The sequence below is a fragment of the Streptomyces sp. NPDC002467 genome (genome assembly GCF_042889825.1).
Taxonomy (GTDB): domain Bacteria; phylum Actinomycetota; class Actinomycetes; order Streptomycetales; family Streptomycetaceae; genus Streptomyces.
The window spans coordinates 618,260-633,130 of sequence record NZ_JBIARJ010000002.1; the positions used below are offsets into that span (position 1 = coordinate 618,260).

The window sequence follows — 14,871 nt, forward strand, 5'->3', positions numbered from 1 at the left end:
CCCGCGGCAGGCGGGGACCGGGCCGGACTTCACGTGCTCACACGGTGGTTCGGAGTCAGCTCACCTGGACGGTGACGTCGTCCACGACGAAGGAGGTCTGCAGGGACTGGTCCTCCACGCCGTTGAACTTCAGGGTGACGGTCTGGCCGGCGAACTGCGCCAGGTCGTAGGTCTTCTGGACGTAGCCGGACGTCGGGTTGAGGTTGGAGAAGGTCTCCAGGGTCTGGCCGCCCACCGAGACGGTGAACTTGTCGTAGACCACGGGGTCCGTCTCGTCCGTGTCGATGTGCAGGAAGAACGAGAGTCGGTACGAGGAGCAGCCCGACGGCACGGTCAGCGACTGCGAGGCGCTGTCCGTGTGGCTGGAGCCGTACCCGTTCAGCCACGCGAAGTAGCCGCCGCCGTGCGGGACCTGGCCGGACTGGTTCGTGACGACGCCCGCCGTCGCGGTCCACGGGGACGAGCCGCTCTCGAACCCGCCGTTGACCACGAGCTGGCGCGGCGTGCAGCCGCCGGTCCCGGTCACGGTCAGCGTGTAGGTGGTGCTGTGGCCGACGGTGCCCGAGCCGGTGATCGTCAGGGTGTAGGTGCCGGGCGCGGTGCTCGCCCCCACCTGGACGGACAGCGTCGAGGAGCTGCCCGACTGCACGGAGGTCGGGTTGAGCGTGGTGGTCACCCCGGCGGGCGCGCCGGAGACGGAGAGGGCGACGGTCTGGGCGGCGCCGCTCACGGTGGAGGTGTTCACCGTCGCGGAGGTGGAGCCGCCCTGGGCGGCGCTGCCCGCGGTCGGGCTGACGCCGATGGAGAAGTCCTGCGCGGGCGTCTCACCGCCGACGGCGGTCTTCCAGACGGCGTAGGCGACACCGTCGGCGCTGCGGTCCAGGACCGTGGCGCTGATGTTGTTCGTGGTGTCGCAGGCACTGTGGTAGCAGGAGTCGTAGGCGGCGTTCGCGGTGCCGCCCCACTTGGTCGCCTGCGCCGAGGTCTTGCGGGCGCTGGCGCCGGCCGCGTAGCCGGAGGTCGGGATGCCGCCCTGCTGGAACGAGTAGTCGTCGCTGCGGCCCTGGCCCTCGGTGTTCTCCTCGGGGGCGAGGTTCAGGGTGGTCCAGTACGCCTTGAGCGGTGCGGCGGTGGCGGAGTTGAGGTTGTTGATGAAGTAGCCGCCGTTCGGCGAGCCGACCATGTCGAAGTTGTAGTAGCCCTTGATGGCGGCCTTCGCGGTGCTGCTCAGCTGGTTGACGTAGAACTTCGAGCCGTTGAGGCCCTGCTCCTCGTCGGTCCACCAGGCGAAGCGCACGTGCTTGGTCATCGTCGGGTTCTTCTGGGCGAGTACGAGCGCGTTCTCCAGCAGGGTCGCGGAGCCCGAGCCGTTGTCGTTGATGCCGGGACCGGCCGAGACGCTGTCGAGGTGCGCGCCGAACATGACGACCTGGTCGGCGGGGCCGCCCGGCCAGTCGGCGATCAGGTTGTTCGACGGGTAGGTGCAGGAGGTGCAGTTCTGCTCGGTGACCGTGTAGCCGGCGGCCTGGAGCTTGCCCTTGATGTACGCCACCGACCCGGTGTAACCGGCGCTGCCCGCACGGCGGTTGCCGCCGTTCTGCGAGGCGATGGTGTTCAGCTGGGCCAGGTGCGCCTGCACGTTGGCCACGTCGATGTTCGGCGGGTCGTTCGGCGGCTGGGTGCCTCCGACGTTGAGCGCGAAGTCGACGGTGTGCGACAGGGTGCCGCCCTGGCCCTTGACGACCACGGTGGCCGCGCCCGGCGTGGCGTTCGCGGTGGCGCTCAGGGTCAGCGTCGAGGACTGGCCGGACTGCACGGTGGCGGGGTTGAAGGAGGCGCTCACGCCCGCCGGCAGGCCGGTGGCGGTCAGCGTCACCGACTGGGCGGTGCCGGTGGTGACGGTGGTCCCGACGGTGGTGGTGACCGTACCGCCCGGCTGGACGGTGCCCGACGTGGGGCTGAGGCTCATCGAGAAGTCGTTGTTCTGACCGCTCGGGGTGCAGGTCGGGTCGGCGGTCTGGGCGGGCACGCTGATGGCGTCCCAGGCGGCCTTGGTCTTGTTGAAGAGGTCACAGGTGGTGTCGAGCGACTTGGCGGAACCGAGCGTCGCCGTCCGGTACTTCTTGTAGGACATGCTGCTCGTCTTGAGCAGCATCCCGCCGTAGAAGATCTTGCCGGCGTTCTGGACGCCCACGCCCGTCACGGTGGAGGAGTTGCAGGTGGGGCTGGTCGGCTTGCCGCCGCCCGGGTTGCTGCCCTCGGCGAGCAGGTAGAACCAGTGGTTCAGCGGGCCCGCGGCCGCGTGGACCTCGGTGCCGGGTATCGCCGAGCTGTAGCAGTTCGGGTCGTTGTCGATGGCCGACGGGTTGTACATGTTGCGGATCGGACCCTGGCCCTGGAGATTGATCATCTCACCGACCGTGTAGTCCGGAGTGTCGTACGGCGACTGCTCGTTGGCGTACGCCTCGGTCAGCGCGCCGAAGATGTCACCGGTTCCCTCGCCGAGGCCGGCCTCCTGGCCGCTGGTGCCGCCGGGGGTGTTGGAGTCGATGGCGTGCCCGTACTCGTGGGCCACCACGTCCAGGCCGGAGATCCACTCGTTGGCGCTGTTGTGCCCGATGGTGACCGAACTGCCGTCCCAGTAGGCGTTGAGATCGCCCAGGCCGACCTTGCCGGGGAAGCTGCGGCCGTTCCCGCTGACGCCGTTGCGGCCCAGCCACTGGCTCAGCATGTCCCACTGCTTCTGCGCGGCGAACATCAGGTCGACGCAGCCGGTCTCCTTGCTCGTGGGGTTGCCGGTGCCCCAGGAGTCGGAGGACTTCGAGAAGACCGTGCCGGAGCTGTAGTCCGCGCAGCTCAGGCCGGTGCGGTTGGGGTCGCGCAGCGAGTACGTGCCGGCCGAGTTGGTGGTGTCGATGGTGAGCGGGTTGGGGCCGTTCCACTTGCTGTTGCCGGTGCCCGCGACCACGTCGTCGTAGCTGTCGACGACGGCGCCCGTGCGGGAGTCCACGAAGACGTGCAGCTTGCTGGGCGCCGTCTTGGTGCGGCCGATCAGGACGGTCTCCCAGGCCAGTACCGGCTTGTCGTCCTTCAGCCGGACGACGAGCCGGCTGCTGTCGACCTTGTCGACCGAGGCCAGCTTCGAACGAGACGTGGACTCCGCGTCCTTGGCGCTGACCGTCGCCCGGGTCGAGACGTCGATCCGTACGGAGGAGGCCGACTGGAGGGCGCGGACCTTGCCCGCGCCGTCGGCGAGCACCACCGCGTCGCCGCCGACCACCGGCAGGCCGCGGTAGCTGCGCTCGTACGCCACGGAGAACAGGTCCTTGACCCAGGGGGTGACCTGGCGGCGTTCGTACTGCTCCTGCGAGGAGTTGACCAGGGAGTCGAGACCGCTGCCGACGGCCTGGTCGGCGGCGGCGACCGCGCGCGCCGCCGGGGTGTCCTTCTGGGACGGGGAGGGTTGGGCTTGCTGCGCCGACGCCGTTCCGGCGGCCAGGGTGCCGGCCAGGCCCGCGGTCAGCACCATCGCTGCCAGGGCCGCCGTCCATCTGGTGGGCTGCAACGTCCACTCCGATCGTGGGGGGTTGGGTGGGTGAGTGTTCGTTCGCGGCCGAGTATGAGCGTGTACATGACGGCTTTGGGTCATCTCGGCGGACATAAGGTCCGCGTTATGGTGCCGTGGCGGCCCGCTGCGTACGCTGCCCGGATGCAGCTGGAGTTGAGGCATCTGCAAGCCGTCTGCCGGATAGCGGAGGCGGGCAGCCTGGGGGGCGCGGCGCGGCGGCTGGGGGTGTCCCAGCCGGCGCTTTCGGCGCAACTGCGGCGGATCGAGCGGGTCACGGGCGGGGAGCTCTTCGTGCGCGGCCGCAGCGGAGTGGAACCCACCGCGCTGGGCCACTTCGTCCTGGCCAAGGCGCGACGGGTGCTGAACGAGATGGACGCGCTGGGCGCCGAGGCGCGGGCCATCGGCACCGGGACCCCGCTGCGGCTCGGCTGCATCCTGCTCGTACTGGTCGACGGACTCCTCGCCCAGACCGACCTGTTCATGTCAGGTCAGGAGATCACGGTCAACCTGGAGCACTCCGTGACCGCACTGGCCCGGATGCTGGGCACCGGGCGGTACGACGCCATCGTCTACGGAGAGGTCAACGACCACGAGGTGCCGCTCCCCACGGGAGCCCTCGCGCGCACGCTCGTCCCGAAGGAGCCGTTCTGCATCCGTCTCCCGGCGGGGCACCCCCTGGCCGGCCGGGAACGGGTCGACCTCGCCGACCTCGCCGGGGAATCCTGGCTGACCCTCGTGGAGGAGGACGACGGGGGACCCGAGGCGCTCATCACCGCCTGCGCGAACGTCGGTTTCACCCCGTCACTGCGCTACCGGATCACCGACCGCATGATGCAGTACGACCTGATCGCCGCAGGCCGCGCCATCTCCCTCAGCCAGCCCACCGCCCCACAGGTGCCCGGCACCGTGATGCGTCCGCTCGCGGGCACGCCGATCAGCGGGCGCATCCGCCTCGCGTGGAACCGCTCGGCGGTCTCGGCCGGCCAGGCGGAACTGCTCTACCGCGCCGCGGCCCGCGCCTATCTGGCGAACGTGGACAACAACGGCTTCCACAAGGAGTGGTGGGACGCCCACCCCGAGCTGCAGGTCAGCCTCGGCGGTGAGCCGTCAGCAGCAGGTACTCCCACTCCATGACGCCGTCCGCGGTGTGCTCGGCGGCGAGCGCGTCGAGGTCCCGGTCCAGGGCGGCGACCCGCTCGGGGTCCTCGGCGATCGACCGGTAGACGGCGACGGTCGGCCCGTACAGGGCCTTGAAGAACTCCCGGAACTCCGAGGGCTTGGTGAACCGGTCCACGCGGACCGTCTCGCGCCGGGCGACCAGATCGGTCACCCCGTCGCCCAGCAGCTCGTGGACGTGCTCCGGGTCGCCCCACAGCGGCGGCGGCTGCGCCCCGGGCGGGGGCGGGGGAGCGTAGGGCTTCATGGTGGCGAACATCCGGCCGATGAAGCCCTGCGGGGTCCAGTTGAGCAGCCCGATGGTGCCCCCGGACCGGCAGACGCGCAGCAGCTCGTCCGCGGCGGTCTGGTGGTGCGGCGCGAACATCACGCCGAGGCAGGACATCACGGTGTCGAACTCGCCGTCCGCGAAGGGCAGCGCCTCGGCGTCCGCCTCCCGCCACTCCAGCTGGGCCCCGCGTACGGCGGCCAGGTGCCGCCCCACCTCCAGGAGGTCGGGGGTCAGGTCGGAAGCCACGACGTCGGCCCCGGCCAGCGCGGCCGGAATGGCCGCGTTTCCGGAGCCGGTGGCCACGTCCAGCACCCGGTCCCCGCGGCTCACACCGCACTCCCGGACGAGCACGGCGCCCAGCTCCGGAATGAGGTGGGAGGCCACGGACGGATAGTCGCCCAATGCCCACATCGCGCGGTGCTTGGCCTTCAGTGCGCGGTCTGCCTGGGCCGCGTCGATCGACTCGGTCATCACAGCCGCCCTCCAGGAGTCGGGTCAGGGCTCTCTTTCCGAGCATAGGTACGATCCGCCGAGGCGGCCTCTCGGCCGCGGGGCCGGGCTCCGGACCAGCCGGATCCGGCCGCGGGCCGCGGGCCGAGGCCCCCGGCCGCCCGTTCACGCCACCCGGTTCCCCTCCCGGCCGGAGTCGAAGTCCCGCTCGAAGCCCTCACGGAAGCCGGGCCGCTCGACAGCCCGTTCGAAGGCGTGCGCGGCGCGGGCGAGAGCGGCTTCGTTCTCCTGGGCGGCGGTGAGTTCGGCGAGGTACGCGCGCAGGCTCAGTCCGCGGGCCGTGGCGAGTGCGGTGAGCCGCTCGTGCACATCGGTGTCGACCTCGACTGTGGTGGTGTCAGCCATGCTCCGAGTATGCGCGTCCGCGACCCCGCCAAAGGCCCGTTCGACGTACTCACGTGAGTACCTCAGCCCGCCCAGCGCCCCGTCAGGAAGGTGACGGCCACCAAGGTGGACAGCGGGCCCACGACGCACACGTACGCGGTCCGCAGCCGCGGACGGCGCAGGCTCCAGCCCGCCAGGGTGATCCACAGCGGCCACCACAGCAGCGTGGAGCGGGGGACGGAGGTGTACCAGTACGAGGTGCCCAGGGCCCACAGGGTCAGGGCCGTGTAGAGGGCCTCGGGCCACTGGCGGCGCCGCACGAGCAGGACCAGGAGCGCGACGCCGACCACCATCGCCACCAGCTCGGCCTGCCACATCAAGGCGTACCCGGTGGGCTGCGTGTGGTGGAAGGCGGCGTTCCAGGTGTTGCCCCAGGCCTCCCACGGGGTGTGGAAGTCCCGGTACCAGCCGCGTTCCTGGGCGTGCTTCCAGGCCATCCAGTCCCCGGTCCACGCGTGCAGGAACCAGCTGTACGCGGCCGGAGCGAGGAGGGGCAGGCACAGCCACGGGGCCGCCCGCCAGTCGTGCCGGTTCCGTGCCGTGAGGACGAAGAGGAGTGCCAGCGCCGCCGTCAGGAACAACCCCGTGACGCGCACCGAGGACGCCAGGAACGCCAGGGCCGCAGCGGCGGGCCAGTTGCGGCGCTGCGCCGCCAGCCAGGCGGGCAGGGCCAGGGCCAGGAACAGGGCCTCGGTGTATCCGGCGGCGAGGAAGACCGCGAAGGGCGAGAGCAGCAGGAACAGGACCGTGCGCCGCCCCGCCTCCGCGTCCCGCAACCGGTTCCGGGCGATGCGCGCCAGCGCCAGGACGGCCACGCCTCCCGCGAGGAACGAGATCAGCGCTCCCGCCGCGGCCCAGTGCGGCACGACCGTGTGGACGGCGCGCAGGGCGAGTGGGAATCCGGGCAGGAAGGCCTCCCGGTTGTCCCAGCCGGCCGTCCAGGGGCCCGCTCCGGCGGGGAAGTAGCCGTCCTGGGCTATGTGGAGGTAGTGCGACCAGTCCCACCGCTCCCAGGGCGAGAACAGCGACCCGGGCCACGGGGTCCGGCCGTCGCCGGGCGGGAAGAGCCAGCGGACGGCGGCCGCGGTCGTCCAGACCCCCACGCGCGTGAGCACGTACAGCCAGAGCACCTCACGGTCGTCCGGCCCGGGCCGCCACCCGCGCAACCGGGCGCCCGGCGCGCGTCGCACAGGAGCGGACGGGCCCGGGGCGGCGAGCGGCCTGGGCGGGGCGAAAACGGACATACGGGATCTCCTGATCGGCTCTGGGGTGTGCGGAACCGCCGGCCGGGGTCGGGGTGTCGAAGTCCGGGCCGGTGGTGGTGCGGTCACTGCCGCGGGGTTACGGGGGGTAGGGCGTGGAGCCGCGCGTCGAGGTCGGGGTCGTGGTCGGCGGCGGGGTCGGCGGAGGGGAGGCCGACAGGGTGTGGGACGCGCCCGGGTACGCCGTTCGGGTGGAGGTGGCGGTGGCGGACGGCGTCGTGGAGGGCGGAGCGGACCGGTTCGGCACGGGGGACGGCGCCAGGGGCGGGGGAGTGGTCGCGGGGAGGCTCGGGCCGGGGTCGTGCGGCAGGAACGCGGCCACTGCCGCGGCGGAACCGCCGATGACGAGGCAGCAGGCGAGCGCGAACCCCGCGATCCGGCGTCGCCGAACCTTCTCCCCGCGCCGGGCGATGACGGACACGGGCGGGAGGGCGGCGCGGGACCGTCCGACGGAGGCCGCTTCCCGGAACAGGGACCGCAGCGGGTCGTGGTCGTACGGGTCAGGCATCGGGAGCCTCCTCCATGCGGGGGTCGTGCAGCTCGCGGGCGAGGGTGGCCCGGCCCCGGGACAGGTGGGTCTTGACCGTGCTCGCGGACAGCGAGGTCTCGGCGGCGATCTGTTCGACGGTCAGATCGCACAGGTAGTGGAGCGCCATGGTCCGGCGCTGTTTCAGGGGCAACAGGCGCAGCGCCTGTACGAGGGCCACCACCTCAGGTCCCGGCCCCTCCACGTGGCCCGCGGGCTCGGTGCGCCGCCAGGCGTCGGCGCTGCGGCGCCGTCCGCGCCAGCGGCTCACGGCGAGCCGCCACGCGACCGTGCGGATCCAGGCCTCGGGCCGGCCGTCGCGCTCCAGCCGGCGCCGCCGGTCCCAGGCCTTGACGAAGGCCTCCTGCACCACGTCCTGTGCCTCGTGATGATCGCCGAGCATCACGTACAACTGTCCTGTGAGCCGTCCCGCCGCCTGCGCGTAGAACTCCTCGAACTCCTCGACGGTCAAAAAATCGCTCCCGAATCCATGTGTCCCTCCCACCAGGCATACGCCCGGCGCCGCGGATCCGGTCGACACGGTAGGGCCGGAACTTCGTGTGAGTGCGGTCACACGGCGGGCGGCCCCGCGTACCGGCGAGTAGGGCCCGGATCCGGCCTGATCCACAACCCGCCGTCAAGGACCGATCAAACCCCCTGGTGACGGTGCGTGCAGACGTGTACCTTCACGGGTAGCTGTCGTGGTTCCAAGTGCCTTGCCCGCGCCATTCGGTGTGGGCACTTTTGCTGTGTTGTGCCGTAGGACCAGGGCGATCACCTCCGTCTCCCACGCGGTGTGGGAGACGTACGTCAAATGGAAGGCATGAACATGGCTACGGGCACCGTGAAGTGGTTCAACTCCGAAAAGGGCTTCGGCTTCATCGCTCAGGACGGCGGCGGTCCGGACGTCTTCGCGCACTACTCCGCGATCAACGCCACCGGCTACCGCGAGCTCCAGGAGGGCCAGGCCGTGACGTTCGACATCACGCAGGGCCAGAAGGGCCCGCAGGCGGAGAACATCACCCCCGCCTAAGCATCGCCGCCTGATCTCCGTCGCCCACCCCAGGGTGGGCGAGGAACCGTTTCACCGCTGATGCGCTGGAACGGCTGAAGTGCGACACCAGGGCCGTGCGGCGATCGCCGCACGGCCCTGGTGGCATGAGGTGGGTGTGCATCGCACCCGCCGTCACCTGACCCCGTCCCGGCCGGGGAACCGCGACCCCGTCCCGATGCGGCATGATCGGGGGATGTCCGAACGCATCATTGCCGCCTGTGACGGAGCGGCGAAAGGTAATCCCGGCCCCGCCGGATGGGGATGGGTCATCGCCGACTCCGAGGGCCGCCCCGAGCGCTGGGAGGCCGGCCCGCTGGGGCGGGCCACCAACAACGTGGGGGAGCTGACCGCGCTCCAGCGGGTGCTGGAGGCGGTCGCCCCCGGTACGTCGATGCAGGTGCGGATGGACTCGCAGTACGCGATGAAGGCCGTGACGCAGTGGCTCCCGGGCTGGAAGCGCAACGGCTGGAAGACCTCCTCGGGCCAGCCCGTCGCCAACCGTGAACTCGTCGAGAGCATCGACGGACTGCTGGCCGACCGCGACGTCACCTTCCTCTACGTGCCCGCGCACCGCGAGGACGGCGACCACCTGAACGCCATCGCCGACCAGGCCGCCAGCGACGCGGCCGTCTCCCAGCAGGCCGCCGGCACGGCCCACGGGCACGCGGACATGCCGGTGCCCGCACCGGTGGCGCCCGCGCGCCGCAAGACGGCCGCGCCGAAGAAGCGCACGGCTGAAGGCGCCTCCACGGGCCGCGCGTCCCGGGCCATCAAGGCGAAGTTCCCGGGCGGCTGTCCCTGCGGGAAGCCCTACGCCGCCGGCGACATGATCGCCAAGAACGGCAGCCGCTGGGGCCACGAGGCCTGCGCCGCCGCCTCCTGAATCCGCGGGCCCCTCGTCAGGGCCGCTGTACGCGCAAGTGCGCGACCTCGAACGACATGCGTGACACGTCGCGGTCGGGCGCCGGGTGGTAACGCCCGGCGCACACCGAGAGGTTGACGATCAGGTACGCCCGCCAGCTCCGCCCCACGCCCCGGCGGTCGGCGAACACGCGGGTGCCGTCGACCCACCACACCACCGACCGGGAACCGAACTCGACCTTCAGGTCCACCCAGCCGCCGGGCGTGATCGAGGGATCCCGGTGGTAGCGCTGGCCGCCTCTGACGTGGTTGGAGAGTTCGAGCAGGTCCGGGTTGTCGGGGTGGTACTCGAAGACGTCCACCTCGTTCCCCCCGTCCCGCCAGGTCCAGATGGCCGGCCAGGCCCCGAGCTCGGTCGGCAGGCGCACCCGGGCCTCCAGCACGTCGCCCGTGCGGACCATGAACCCCTCGTCGCTGCCCTCGGTGGTCAGCAGGCCGGAGTCCCAGTCGCCGTCCGCCCGGCGGGTGGCCAGGAACGTGCCGGTGCGGCTGTAGGAGGGGGTCGGGACCAGGTGGTCCAGCTTGTTGTCGCCGTGGTTGGTGGGGCCCCCGTTCGGATAGGCCCAGGAACGGCCGGCGACCCACTGGGACGTCGAGCCGAAGTCGGCGGTGAACACCGTGGCGTCACGCGCCGCCGCGTCACGCGCAGTGCCGGTGCGCCGCCGCAGTTGTCGTACGAGTCGGGCGATGAGCTGAGTGGCCAAGGCGCGGTCCTTTCGTGCTGCGATTGCCTCTGGCTCATGCCCCATCGCCACGGGCGCGCACACCGGCGCACCGGTGCGCACTTGCAGCACATCGTACGAAATCGTATAGTCCGAAATTGTGAATACCGAATTCGTTGCACCCGCCTGGTCGGCGCTCCTCGCCCTGCAGAGGGCCACGCACGCCACCCTCCAGGTGCTCGCCGCGGAGCTCGCCGACCTGGACCTGACCCCGTCCGAGATCAACGCGCTGGCCAACCTGGCGGACGGCCGGGGGCGGACCGTGTCCGAACTCGGCGCCGCCGTCGGCACCCGGCCCACCACGCTGACCAGTGTGCTCGACCGCCTGGAACGGCGCGGACACATCACGCGCGGCGCCCGCCCGGGCGACCGCCGCGCCGTGCTCGTCGAGCTCACCGACTCCGGCCGGGCGGCCTCGGCCACCATCCGGGAGACCGTCACCGCGCTGGAGGACCGCGCGCTGGGCGGCTTGCCGCCGGAGGTACTGGCGGGCCTGCGCACCGGCCTGGACGCCCTGACGGAGGTGTCCGCATGACCGCCGGGACGACCGCCGGGACGACCGCCGGGACGGTCGGCGCGACCGCCGGGCAGGACGGGGCCGCCGCGTTCGACGCGCTGCTGGCCGGGGTCATCGCGACTGCGGGACGGTTCGGCCACCGCGAACACGTCCACCTCACCTGGCTGGCGGTGCGCCGCTTCGGCATGCCCGGGGCGCTGGACCTGCTCGACGAAGGCATCCGGCGCACCGCCACCCGTGCGGGAGCACCGGAGAAGTACCACCGCACGCTCACCCGGGCCTGGACGGAACTGATCGCCCACCACGCGGCCGGGACGGGCGAGGACGACTTCGACGCCTTCGCGGACCGTCACCCCGACCTCCTCGACAAGCACCTGCCGGAGCGCTTCTACAGCCCGGCGGCGCTGGCCGCGCCCGAGGCCCGGGCCGGCTGGCTCGAGCCGGACCTGGCCCCCTTCCCCTGGCGGGCCGGGTAGCGCGGCCTCAGGGGGCCTCCGGCCCGTGGGTGCGGGCGATGAGCAGGGCCACGTCGTCGTGGGTGTCGGGGCGACGCAGCGCCGACAGGAGGAGGTCGCAGGTCTCCTCGATCGGGCGCTGGGGGCCCGCGAGCAGGTCCGTGAGGGTCTGGATGCGGGTGTAGATGTCCTGGTCGCGGGTCTCGACGAGCCCGTCCGTGTAGAGGACGAGCCCGTCGCCGGCGGCGAGGGTGATGGTGGTCGTGCTGAACGGGATGCCGCCCACGCCCAGCGGCACCGCCGTCTCCAGCTCCACGACCTGCGGCTGTCCCGCGTGCAGGTGCACCGGCGGCAGGTGCCCCGCGTTGGAGATGTGGCACAGCCGGGTGCGCGGATCGTAGACGGCGTAGATGCAGGTCGCCATGGCGTCACCCACGTCGGCGGTGACCGCGTCGAGGTGGCCGAGCACCGTCGCCGGCTCCAGCCCGAGCCGCGCCAACGTGCGGGCGGCCGTACGCAACTGCCCCATGGTCGCCGCGGCGTTGATGCCGCTGCCCATCACGTCCCCGACGACCAGGGCGGTGCGCTCCCCGGCGAGCGGGACGACGTCGAACCAGTCGCCGCCGGTCTCGTCCGCCACGCCGGCGGGCTGGTACCGGTAGGCGATGTCCAGCCCCACTGCCGTGGGAGGGTGCTGCGGCAGGAGGTGGCGCTGGAGGGCGAGCGCGGTGTGCCGCTGGTGCTGGTACCAGCGGGCGTTGTCCACGGACACGGCGGCGCGGGCGGCGAGTTCGGAGGCCAGCAGCACGTCGTCCGGGCCGAACGGCTCCGGATTGCGGGCCCGCTTGAGGTCCAGCGCGCCGAGCACCTGGCCGCGCGCGATGAGCGGCACCGCCAGATAGGAGTGCACCCCGGCCTCGGCCAGCAGCCGCACCGCGTTCTCGTCGCGGGCGATGCGAGGCAGGTCCTCCGGCCGTACGTGCGGGACCAGCACCGGCCGGCCCGTGCTCGCACAGCGCGACACCAGCCGGTTGGGGCCGTACAGGGCCACGTCCCCGACGGGGTCGGCCGCCTGCTCCGCCGGGGTGGGGTAGGCCGTCTTCAGCGCCAGTGCCCGGAACCGCACGGCCTCGCCGTCCGCGCCCTCGCCGGGCCTGGGCCCCGTGAGGACGGTGTCGAGGACGTCCACGGCGGCGATGTCGGCGACCTCGGGCACCGCCACGTCCGCGAGCTCGCGGGCGGTCACGTCCAGGTCGAGGGTGGTGCCGATGCGGACCGACGCGTCCGCGATCAGCGACAGACGGCGGCGGGCATGGGCGGCGGAGACGGCGGCCATGTGCTGCTCGGTGACGTCCACGACCGATACGGCGACCCCGATGACCTGGGAGGCCTGGTCCTCCAGCCGGTACATCGACGACAGCCAGGCGTGCTCACTCTCCGCGTCCGGGGAGATCCGGCCGGTGGTGAAATCGTCCAGCAGGGGCACGCCGGTGCGCATGACCTCGCGCATCCCCGCCTCGATGCCCTCCCCGTCCAGGAACGGCAGGACCTCGGTGATCCGCCGACCCAGGTGCTGCTCGGCCGGTACCCCGTTGATGCGTTCCAGGGCGGGGTTGACCAGCACGTACCGCAGGTCCGTGTCCAGGACGGCCAGCCCGATCGGCGACTGGTCGACCAGCCGCAGCGAGAGCGCCAGATCCCGCTCGACCCGGCGCAGGGTGGCCCGGTCGGAGGCCAGCCCCAGCGCGAAGGCGCGGCCGCTGTCAGCCTCCAGCCGCATGTTGCGGAACTCGACCAGTACGGTCGCCCCGTCCCGGCGCCGGACGGGGAAGGCCCCGGCCCACGCGCCGTCGCCCGCCATCACCTGGCCGAACAGGCCCAGCACCACGTCCCGGTGCTGCTCGTCGACCAGCAGCTGTGCGGCGTACCGGCCCCAGGCCTCCTCGGCCGTGTAACCGAACAGCTCTTCGGCCTGTGGGCTCCACAGTGTGACCCGCCCCTCGCCGTCCAGGACGATCGCCGCGACCCCCAGCACGTCCAGGAGACCACCCGCCGCGAGTGCCACGTCCCCCGCGCCCGGGCCGGGCACCGGCGGAAGGGACTGGTCAGCGGCCATCACCGGCCTCCTCACCCGTACGCGCCGGGCAGCCCGGACGGGCCCGGACCTCCTTCCATGCTGCGGCCCCGAAGAGCGCGACGCGACCTCGGGACGGCCCGCGGGGCCCTCGTGGCCGGGGCCGAGGCCCATCCCGGCCCGACCCCGACCCGCCTCGCGGGGCGGGCCTGGCGGGCGGACGGGTGCGCAGACAGTAGGGTCCGTTCCGTTCAGCGCCGTTCCGTCGGCGCCGGCCACCCGCACCCATCAGGGGAAGACATGACGATGCGTGACCCGAAGCTCCTGAAGCTCAAGGCGGTGCTCCTCGCCGCGGCCGTCGGCCTCGGCGCACTGACCACGGCGGCCTGCGGAAAGACCGGCGGGGACGCCGGGTCCGCGGCCCCCAGCCTCGCCTCGCAGCCCGCCTCCTCCTCCCCGGCCGCCCCTTCGCCCACTGCCTCGACCACCCCTTCGGCCGCCGCCTCCGCCACCTCGTCCCCGGCCGTCACCCGGCAGCCCGCCACGCCGGCGGCCACCCCCAAGGGTGACAAGCCGCAGGTCGCCCTGTCCGAGGACCCGACCGCCGCGGGCAACGAACTGGCCCGGCTCCGGAAGGCCGGCTGGTTCAACCCGAACAAGATCGAATACGCGGACGACCCGGTCATCGCCCTCCAGCAGTTCAAGCGCTGGCTCGACCTCGGCTACATCGCGAACGACGGCGCCTGGACCCCCGAGGGCCTGGCCGCGGTCAAGCGCGCCAACGAATCCGGCACACCGCTGTAGCCGCCTCCGGGCGGGATCGTCTCCCCGCGTCCCTGCCGGCACCGTCTGCGATCCTGCTTCGCATGAAGCACCGGATCCCGCCCGCCCTCACCCAGCTCACCGGGACGCACGAGGTCACCCCGGGGCTGCGGCGCCGGCTCGCCGACTGCTGGATCGCCGTCACGAACGCCGGTGGTGCCGCCGGGTTCCCCTTCCCACCCGTCCAGGACGGCGAGGTGCTCCCCGTCCTGGACGGGATCCTCGGGCGTCTGCACCCGTCCCGCAGCCGGCTCGTCATCGCCGGGACCGACGACGTCGTCGCGGGGTGGGTCGTCCTCGATCGTGATCCGTTCCGGCTCGTCGCGCACTGGGGGACGGTCCATCACCTCCAGACCCACCCCGACCACCGTGGCCGTGGCGTCGGATCGGCTCTCATGCGCGAGCTGCGCAGGGCCGCCCGGGAGGAGTTGGGACTCGACCAGCTCCGGCTCGCGGCCCGGGGCGGAGAGGGGCTGGAGGACTTCTACGGTCGCCTCGGATGGCGCGAGGTGGGCCGCTGGCCCGGAGCCCTGCGCTTCGCACCCGACGACACCCGGGACGAAGTCCTCATGCTCCTCGACCCGCTCTGACCGGCACGCGCCGAGGCCG

At 72.4% G+C, this 14,871-nt stretch carries 15 protein-coding genes; 7 read left to right on the forward strand and 8 right to left on the reverse strand.

Annotated features, from left to right (window positions below; all coding sequences use genetic code 11):
- Nucleotides 1-55 precede the first annotated feature (55 nt).
- On the reverse strand, nucleotides 56-3,529 hold the full coding sequence (locus ACFYYJ_RS06165; RefSeq protein ID WP_389129067.1) for a M28 family peptidase: 3,474 nt from the start codon (nucleotides 3,527-3,529) through the stop codon (nucleotides 56-58).
- A gap of 180 nt (nucleotides 3,530-3,709) precedes the next feature.
- On the opposite strand from ACFYYJ_RS06165, the gene ACFYYJ_RS06170 reads away from it, so the two are divergent.
- The gene (locus ACFYYJ_RS06170; protein WP_385128146.1) at nucleotides 3,710-4,702 is read left to right on the forward strand and encodes a LysR substrate-binding domain-containing protein; all 993 of its coding nucleotides are present in this window, start codon (nucleotides 3,710-3,712) and stop codon (nucleotides 4,700-4,702) included.
- Here the strand turns inward: ACFYYJ_RS06170 and ACFYYJ_RS06175 are convergent.
- From ACFYYJ_RS06175 to ACFYYJ_RS06195, 5 genes are all read right to left on the reverse strand, one after another.
- Complete coding sequence (locus ACFYYJ_RS06175) at nucleotides 4,656-5,486, reverse strand: class I SAM-dependent methyltransferase (protein WP_389128988.1); 831 nt, start codon at nucleotides 5,484-5,486, stop codon at nucleotides 4,656-4,658. The two genes, ACFYYJ_RS06170 and ACFYYJ_RS06175, sit on opposite strands and share 47 nt — an antisense overlap.
- A 144-nt stretch (nucleotides 5,487-5,630) precedes the next feature.
- A complete protein-coding gene (locus ACFYYJ_RS06180) occupies nucleotides 5,631-5,870 on the reverse strand; it encodes an antitoxin MazE7 (protein WP_385367302.1) in 240 nt (79 codons plus the stop codon).
- Between the two features lie 62 nt (nucleotides 5,871-5,932).
- Entirely contained in the window at nucleotides 5,933-7,153 is a 1,221-nt protein-coding gene (locus ACFYYJ_RS06185) for a mannosyltransferase family protein (RefSeq protein WP_389128993.1), read from the reverse strand.
- A gap of 97 nt (nucleotides 7,154-7,250) precedes the next feature.
- Complete coding sequence (locus ACFYYJ_RS06190) at nucleotides 7,251-7,679, reverse strand: hypothetical protein (RefSeq protein WP_389128996.1); 429 nt, start codon at nucleotides 7,677-7,679, stop codon at nucleotides 7,251-7,253.
- The gene (locus ACFYYJ_RS06195) at nucleotides 7,672-8,169 is read right to left on the reverse strand and encodes a SigE family RNA polymerase sigma factor (RefSeq protein ID WP_384728127.1); all 498 of its coding nucleotides are present in this window, start codon (nucleotides 8,167-8,169) and stop codon (nucleotides 7,672-7,674) included. Before ACFYYJ_RS06195 ends, ACFYYJ_RS06190 begins: the two co-directional genes overlap by 8 nt.
- 357 nt (nucleotides 8,170-8,526) lie before the next feature.
- Between ACFYYJ_RS06195 and ACFYYJ_RS06200 the strand changes: the two genes are divergently transcribed.
- Entirely contained in the window at nucleotides 8,527-8,730 is a 204-nt protein-coding gene (locus tag ACFYYJ_RS06200) for a cold-shock protein (protein WP_030036890.1), read from the forward strand.
- A 214-nt stretch (nucleotides 8,731-8,944) separates the two neighbouring features.
- On the forward strand, nucleotides 8,945-9,634 hold the full coding sequence (locus tag ACFYYJ_RS06205) for a ribonuclease H (protein WP_389129000.1): 690 nt from the start codon (nucleotides 8,945-8,947) through the stop codon (nucleotides 9,632-9,634).
- A 16-nt stretch (nucleotides 9,635-9,650) separates the two neighbouring features.
- On the opposite strand, the gene ACFYYJ_RS06210 is transcribed toward ACFYYJ_RS06205, so the two are convergent.
- The gene (locus ACFYYJ_RS06210) at nucleotides 9,651-10,340 is read right to left on the reverse strand and encodes a beta-glucanase (RefSeq protein ID WP_385128190.1); all 690 of its coding nucleotides are present in this window, start codon (nucleotides 10,338-10,340) and stop codon (nucleotides 9,651-9,653) included.
- Nucleotides 10,341-10,494: 154 nt separating this feature from the next.
- On the opposite strand from ACFYYJ_RS06210, the gene ACFYYJ_RS06215 reads away from it, so the two are divergent.
- Together ACFYYJ_RS06215 and ACFYYJ_RS06220 are read left to right on the forward strand one after the other, a co-directional pair.
- On the forward strand, nucleotides 10,495-10,929 hold the full coding sequence (locus tag ACFYYJ_RS06215; RefSeq protein WP_385128152.1) for a MarR family winged helix-turn-helix transcriptional regulator: 435 nt from the start codon (nucleotides 10,495-10,497) through the stop codon (nucleotides 10,927-10,929).
- Nucleotides 10,926-11,387, forward strand: a complete 462-nt coding sequence (locus ACFYYJ_RS06220; protein WP_389129003.1) for a hypothetical protein — start codon at nucleotides 10,926-10,928, stop codon at nucleotides 11,385-11,387. The genes ACFYYJ_RS06215 and ACFYYJ_RS06220 overlap by 4 nt, the downstream gene beginning before the upstream one ends.
- Nucleotides 11,388-11,394: 7 nt before the next feature.
- Here the strand turns inward: ACFYYJ_RS06220 and ACFYYJ_RS06225 are convergent, their stop codons facing one another.
- Nucleotides 11,395-13,482: a SpoIIE family protein phosphatase gene (locus ACFYYJ_RS06225; protein WP_385128154.1), complete on the reverse strand. Its 2,088-nt coding sequence runs from the start codon at nucleotides 13,480-13,482 to the stop codon at nucleotides 11,395-11,397.
- A gap of 258 nt (nucleotides 13,483-13,740) precedes the next feature.
- Here ACFYYJ_RS06225 and ACFYYJ_RS06230 point away from each other — a divergent pair, with 258 nt between their 5' ends.
- The gene (locus ACFYYJ_RS06230) at nucleotides 13,741-14,244 is read left to right on the forward strand and encodes a hypothetical protein (protein ID WP_385128155.1); all 504 of its coding nucleotides are present in this window, start codon (nucleotides 13,741-13,743) and stop codon (nucleotides 14,242-14,244) included.
- 62 nt (nucleotides 14,245-14,306) lie between these two features.
- Complete coding sequence (locus tag ACFYYJ_RS06235) at nucleotides 14,307-14,852, forward strand: GNAT family N-acetyltransferase (protein WP_389129008.1); 546 nt, start codon at nucleotides 14,307-14,309, stop codon at nucleotides 14,850-14,852.
- Nucleotides 14,853-14,871: the final 19 nt, after the last annotated feature.

Coding starts and splice junctions, on each gene's coding strand:
- ACFYYJ_RS06165 (WP_389129067.1), bottom strand. CDS start 3,529: ATGGTGCTGACCGCGGGCCTGGCCGGCACCCTGGCCGCCGGAACGGCG.
- ACFYYJ_RS06170 (WP_385128146.1), top strand. CDS start 3,710: ATGCAGCTGGAGTTGAGGCATCTGCAAGCCGTCTGCCGGATAGCGGAG.
- ACFYYJ_RS06175 (WP_389128988.1), bottom strand. CDS start 5,486: ATGACCGAGTCGATCGACGCGGCCCAGGCAGACCGCGCACTGAAGGCC.
- ACFYYJ_RS06180 (WP_385367302.1), bottom strand. CDS start 5,870: ATGGCTGACACCACCACAGTCGAGGTCGACACCGATGTGCACGAGCGG.
- ACFYYJ_RS06185 (WP_389128993.1), bottom strand. CDS start 7,153: ATGTCCGTTTTCGCCCCGCCCAGGCCGCTCGCCGCCCCGGGCCCGTCC.
- ACFYYJ_RS06190 (WP_389128996.1), bottom strand. CDS start 7,679: ATGCCTGACCCGTACGACCACGACCCGCTGCGGTCCCTGTTCCGGGAA.
- ACFYYJ_RS06200 (WP_030036890.1), top strand. CDS start 8,527: ATGGCTACGGGCACCGTGAAGTGGTTCAACTCCGAAAAGGGCTTCGGC.
- ACFYYJ_RS06205 (WP_389129000.1), top strand. CDS start 8,945: ATGTCCGAACGCATCATTGCCGCCTGTGACGGAGCGGCGAAAGGTAAT.
- ACFYYJ_RS06220 (WP_389129003.1), top strand. CDS start 10,926: ATGACCGCCGGGACGACCGCCGGGACGACCGCCGGGACGGTCGGCGCG.
- ACFYYJ_RS06225 (WP_385128154.1), bottom strand. CDS start 13,482: ATGGCCGCTGACCAGTCCCTTCCGCCGGTGCCCGGCCCGGGCGCGGGG.
- ACFYYJ_RS06230 (WP_385128155.1), top strand. CDS start 13,741: ATGACGATGCGTGACCCGAAGCTCCTGAAGCTCAAGGCGGTGCTCCTC.
- ACFYYJ_RS06235 (WP_389129008.1), top strand. CDS start 14,307: ATGAAGCACCGGATCCCGCCCGCCCTCACCCAGCTCACCGGGACGCAC.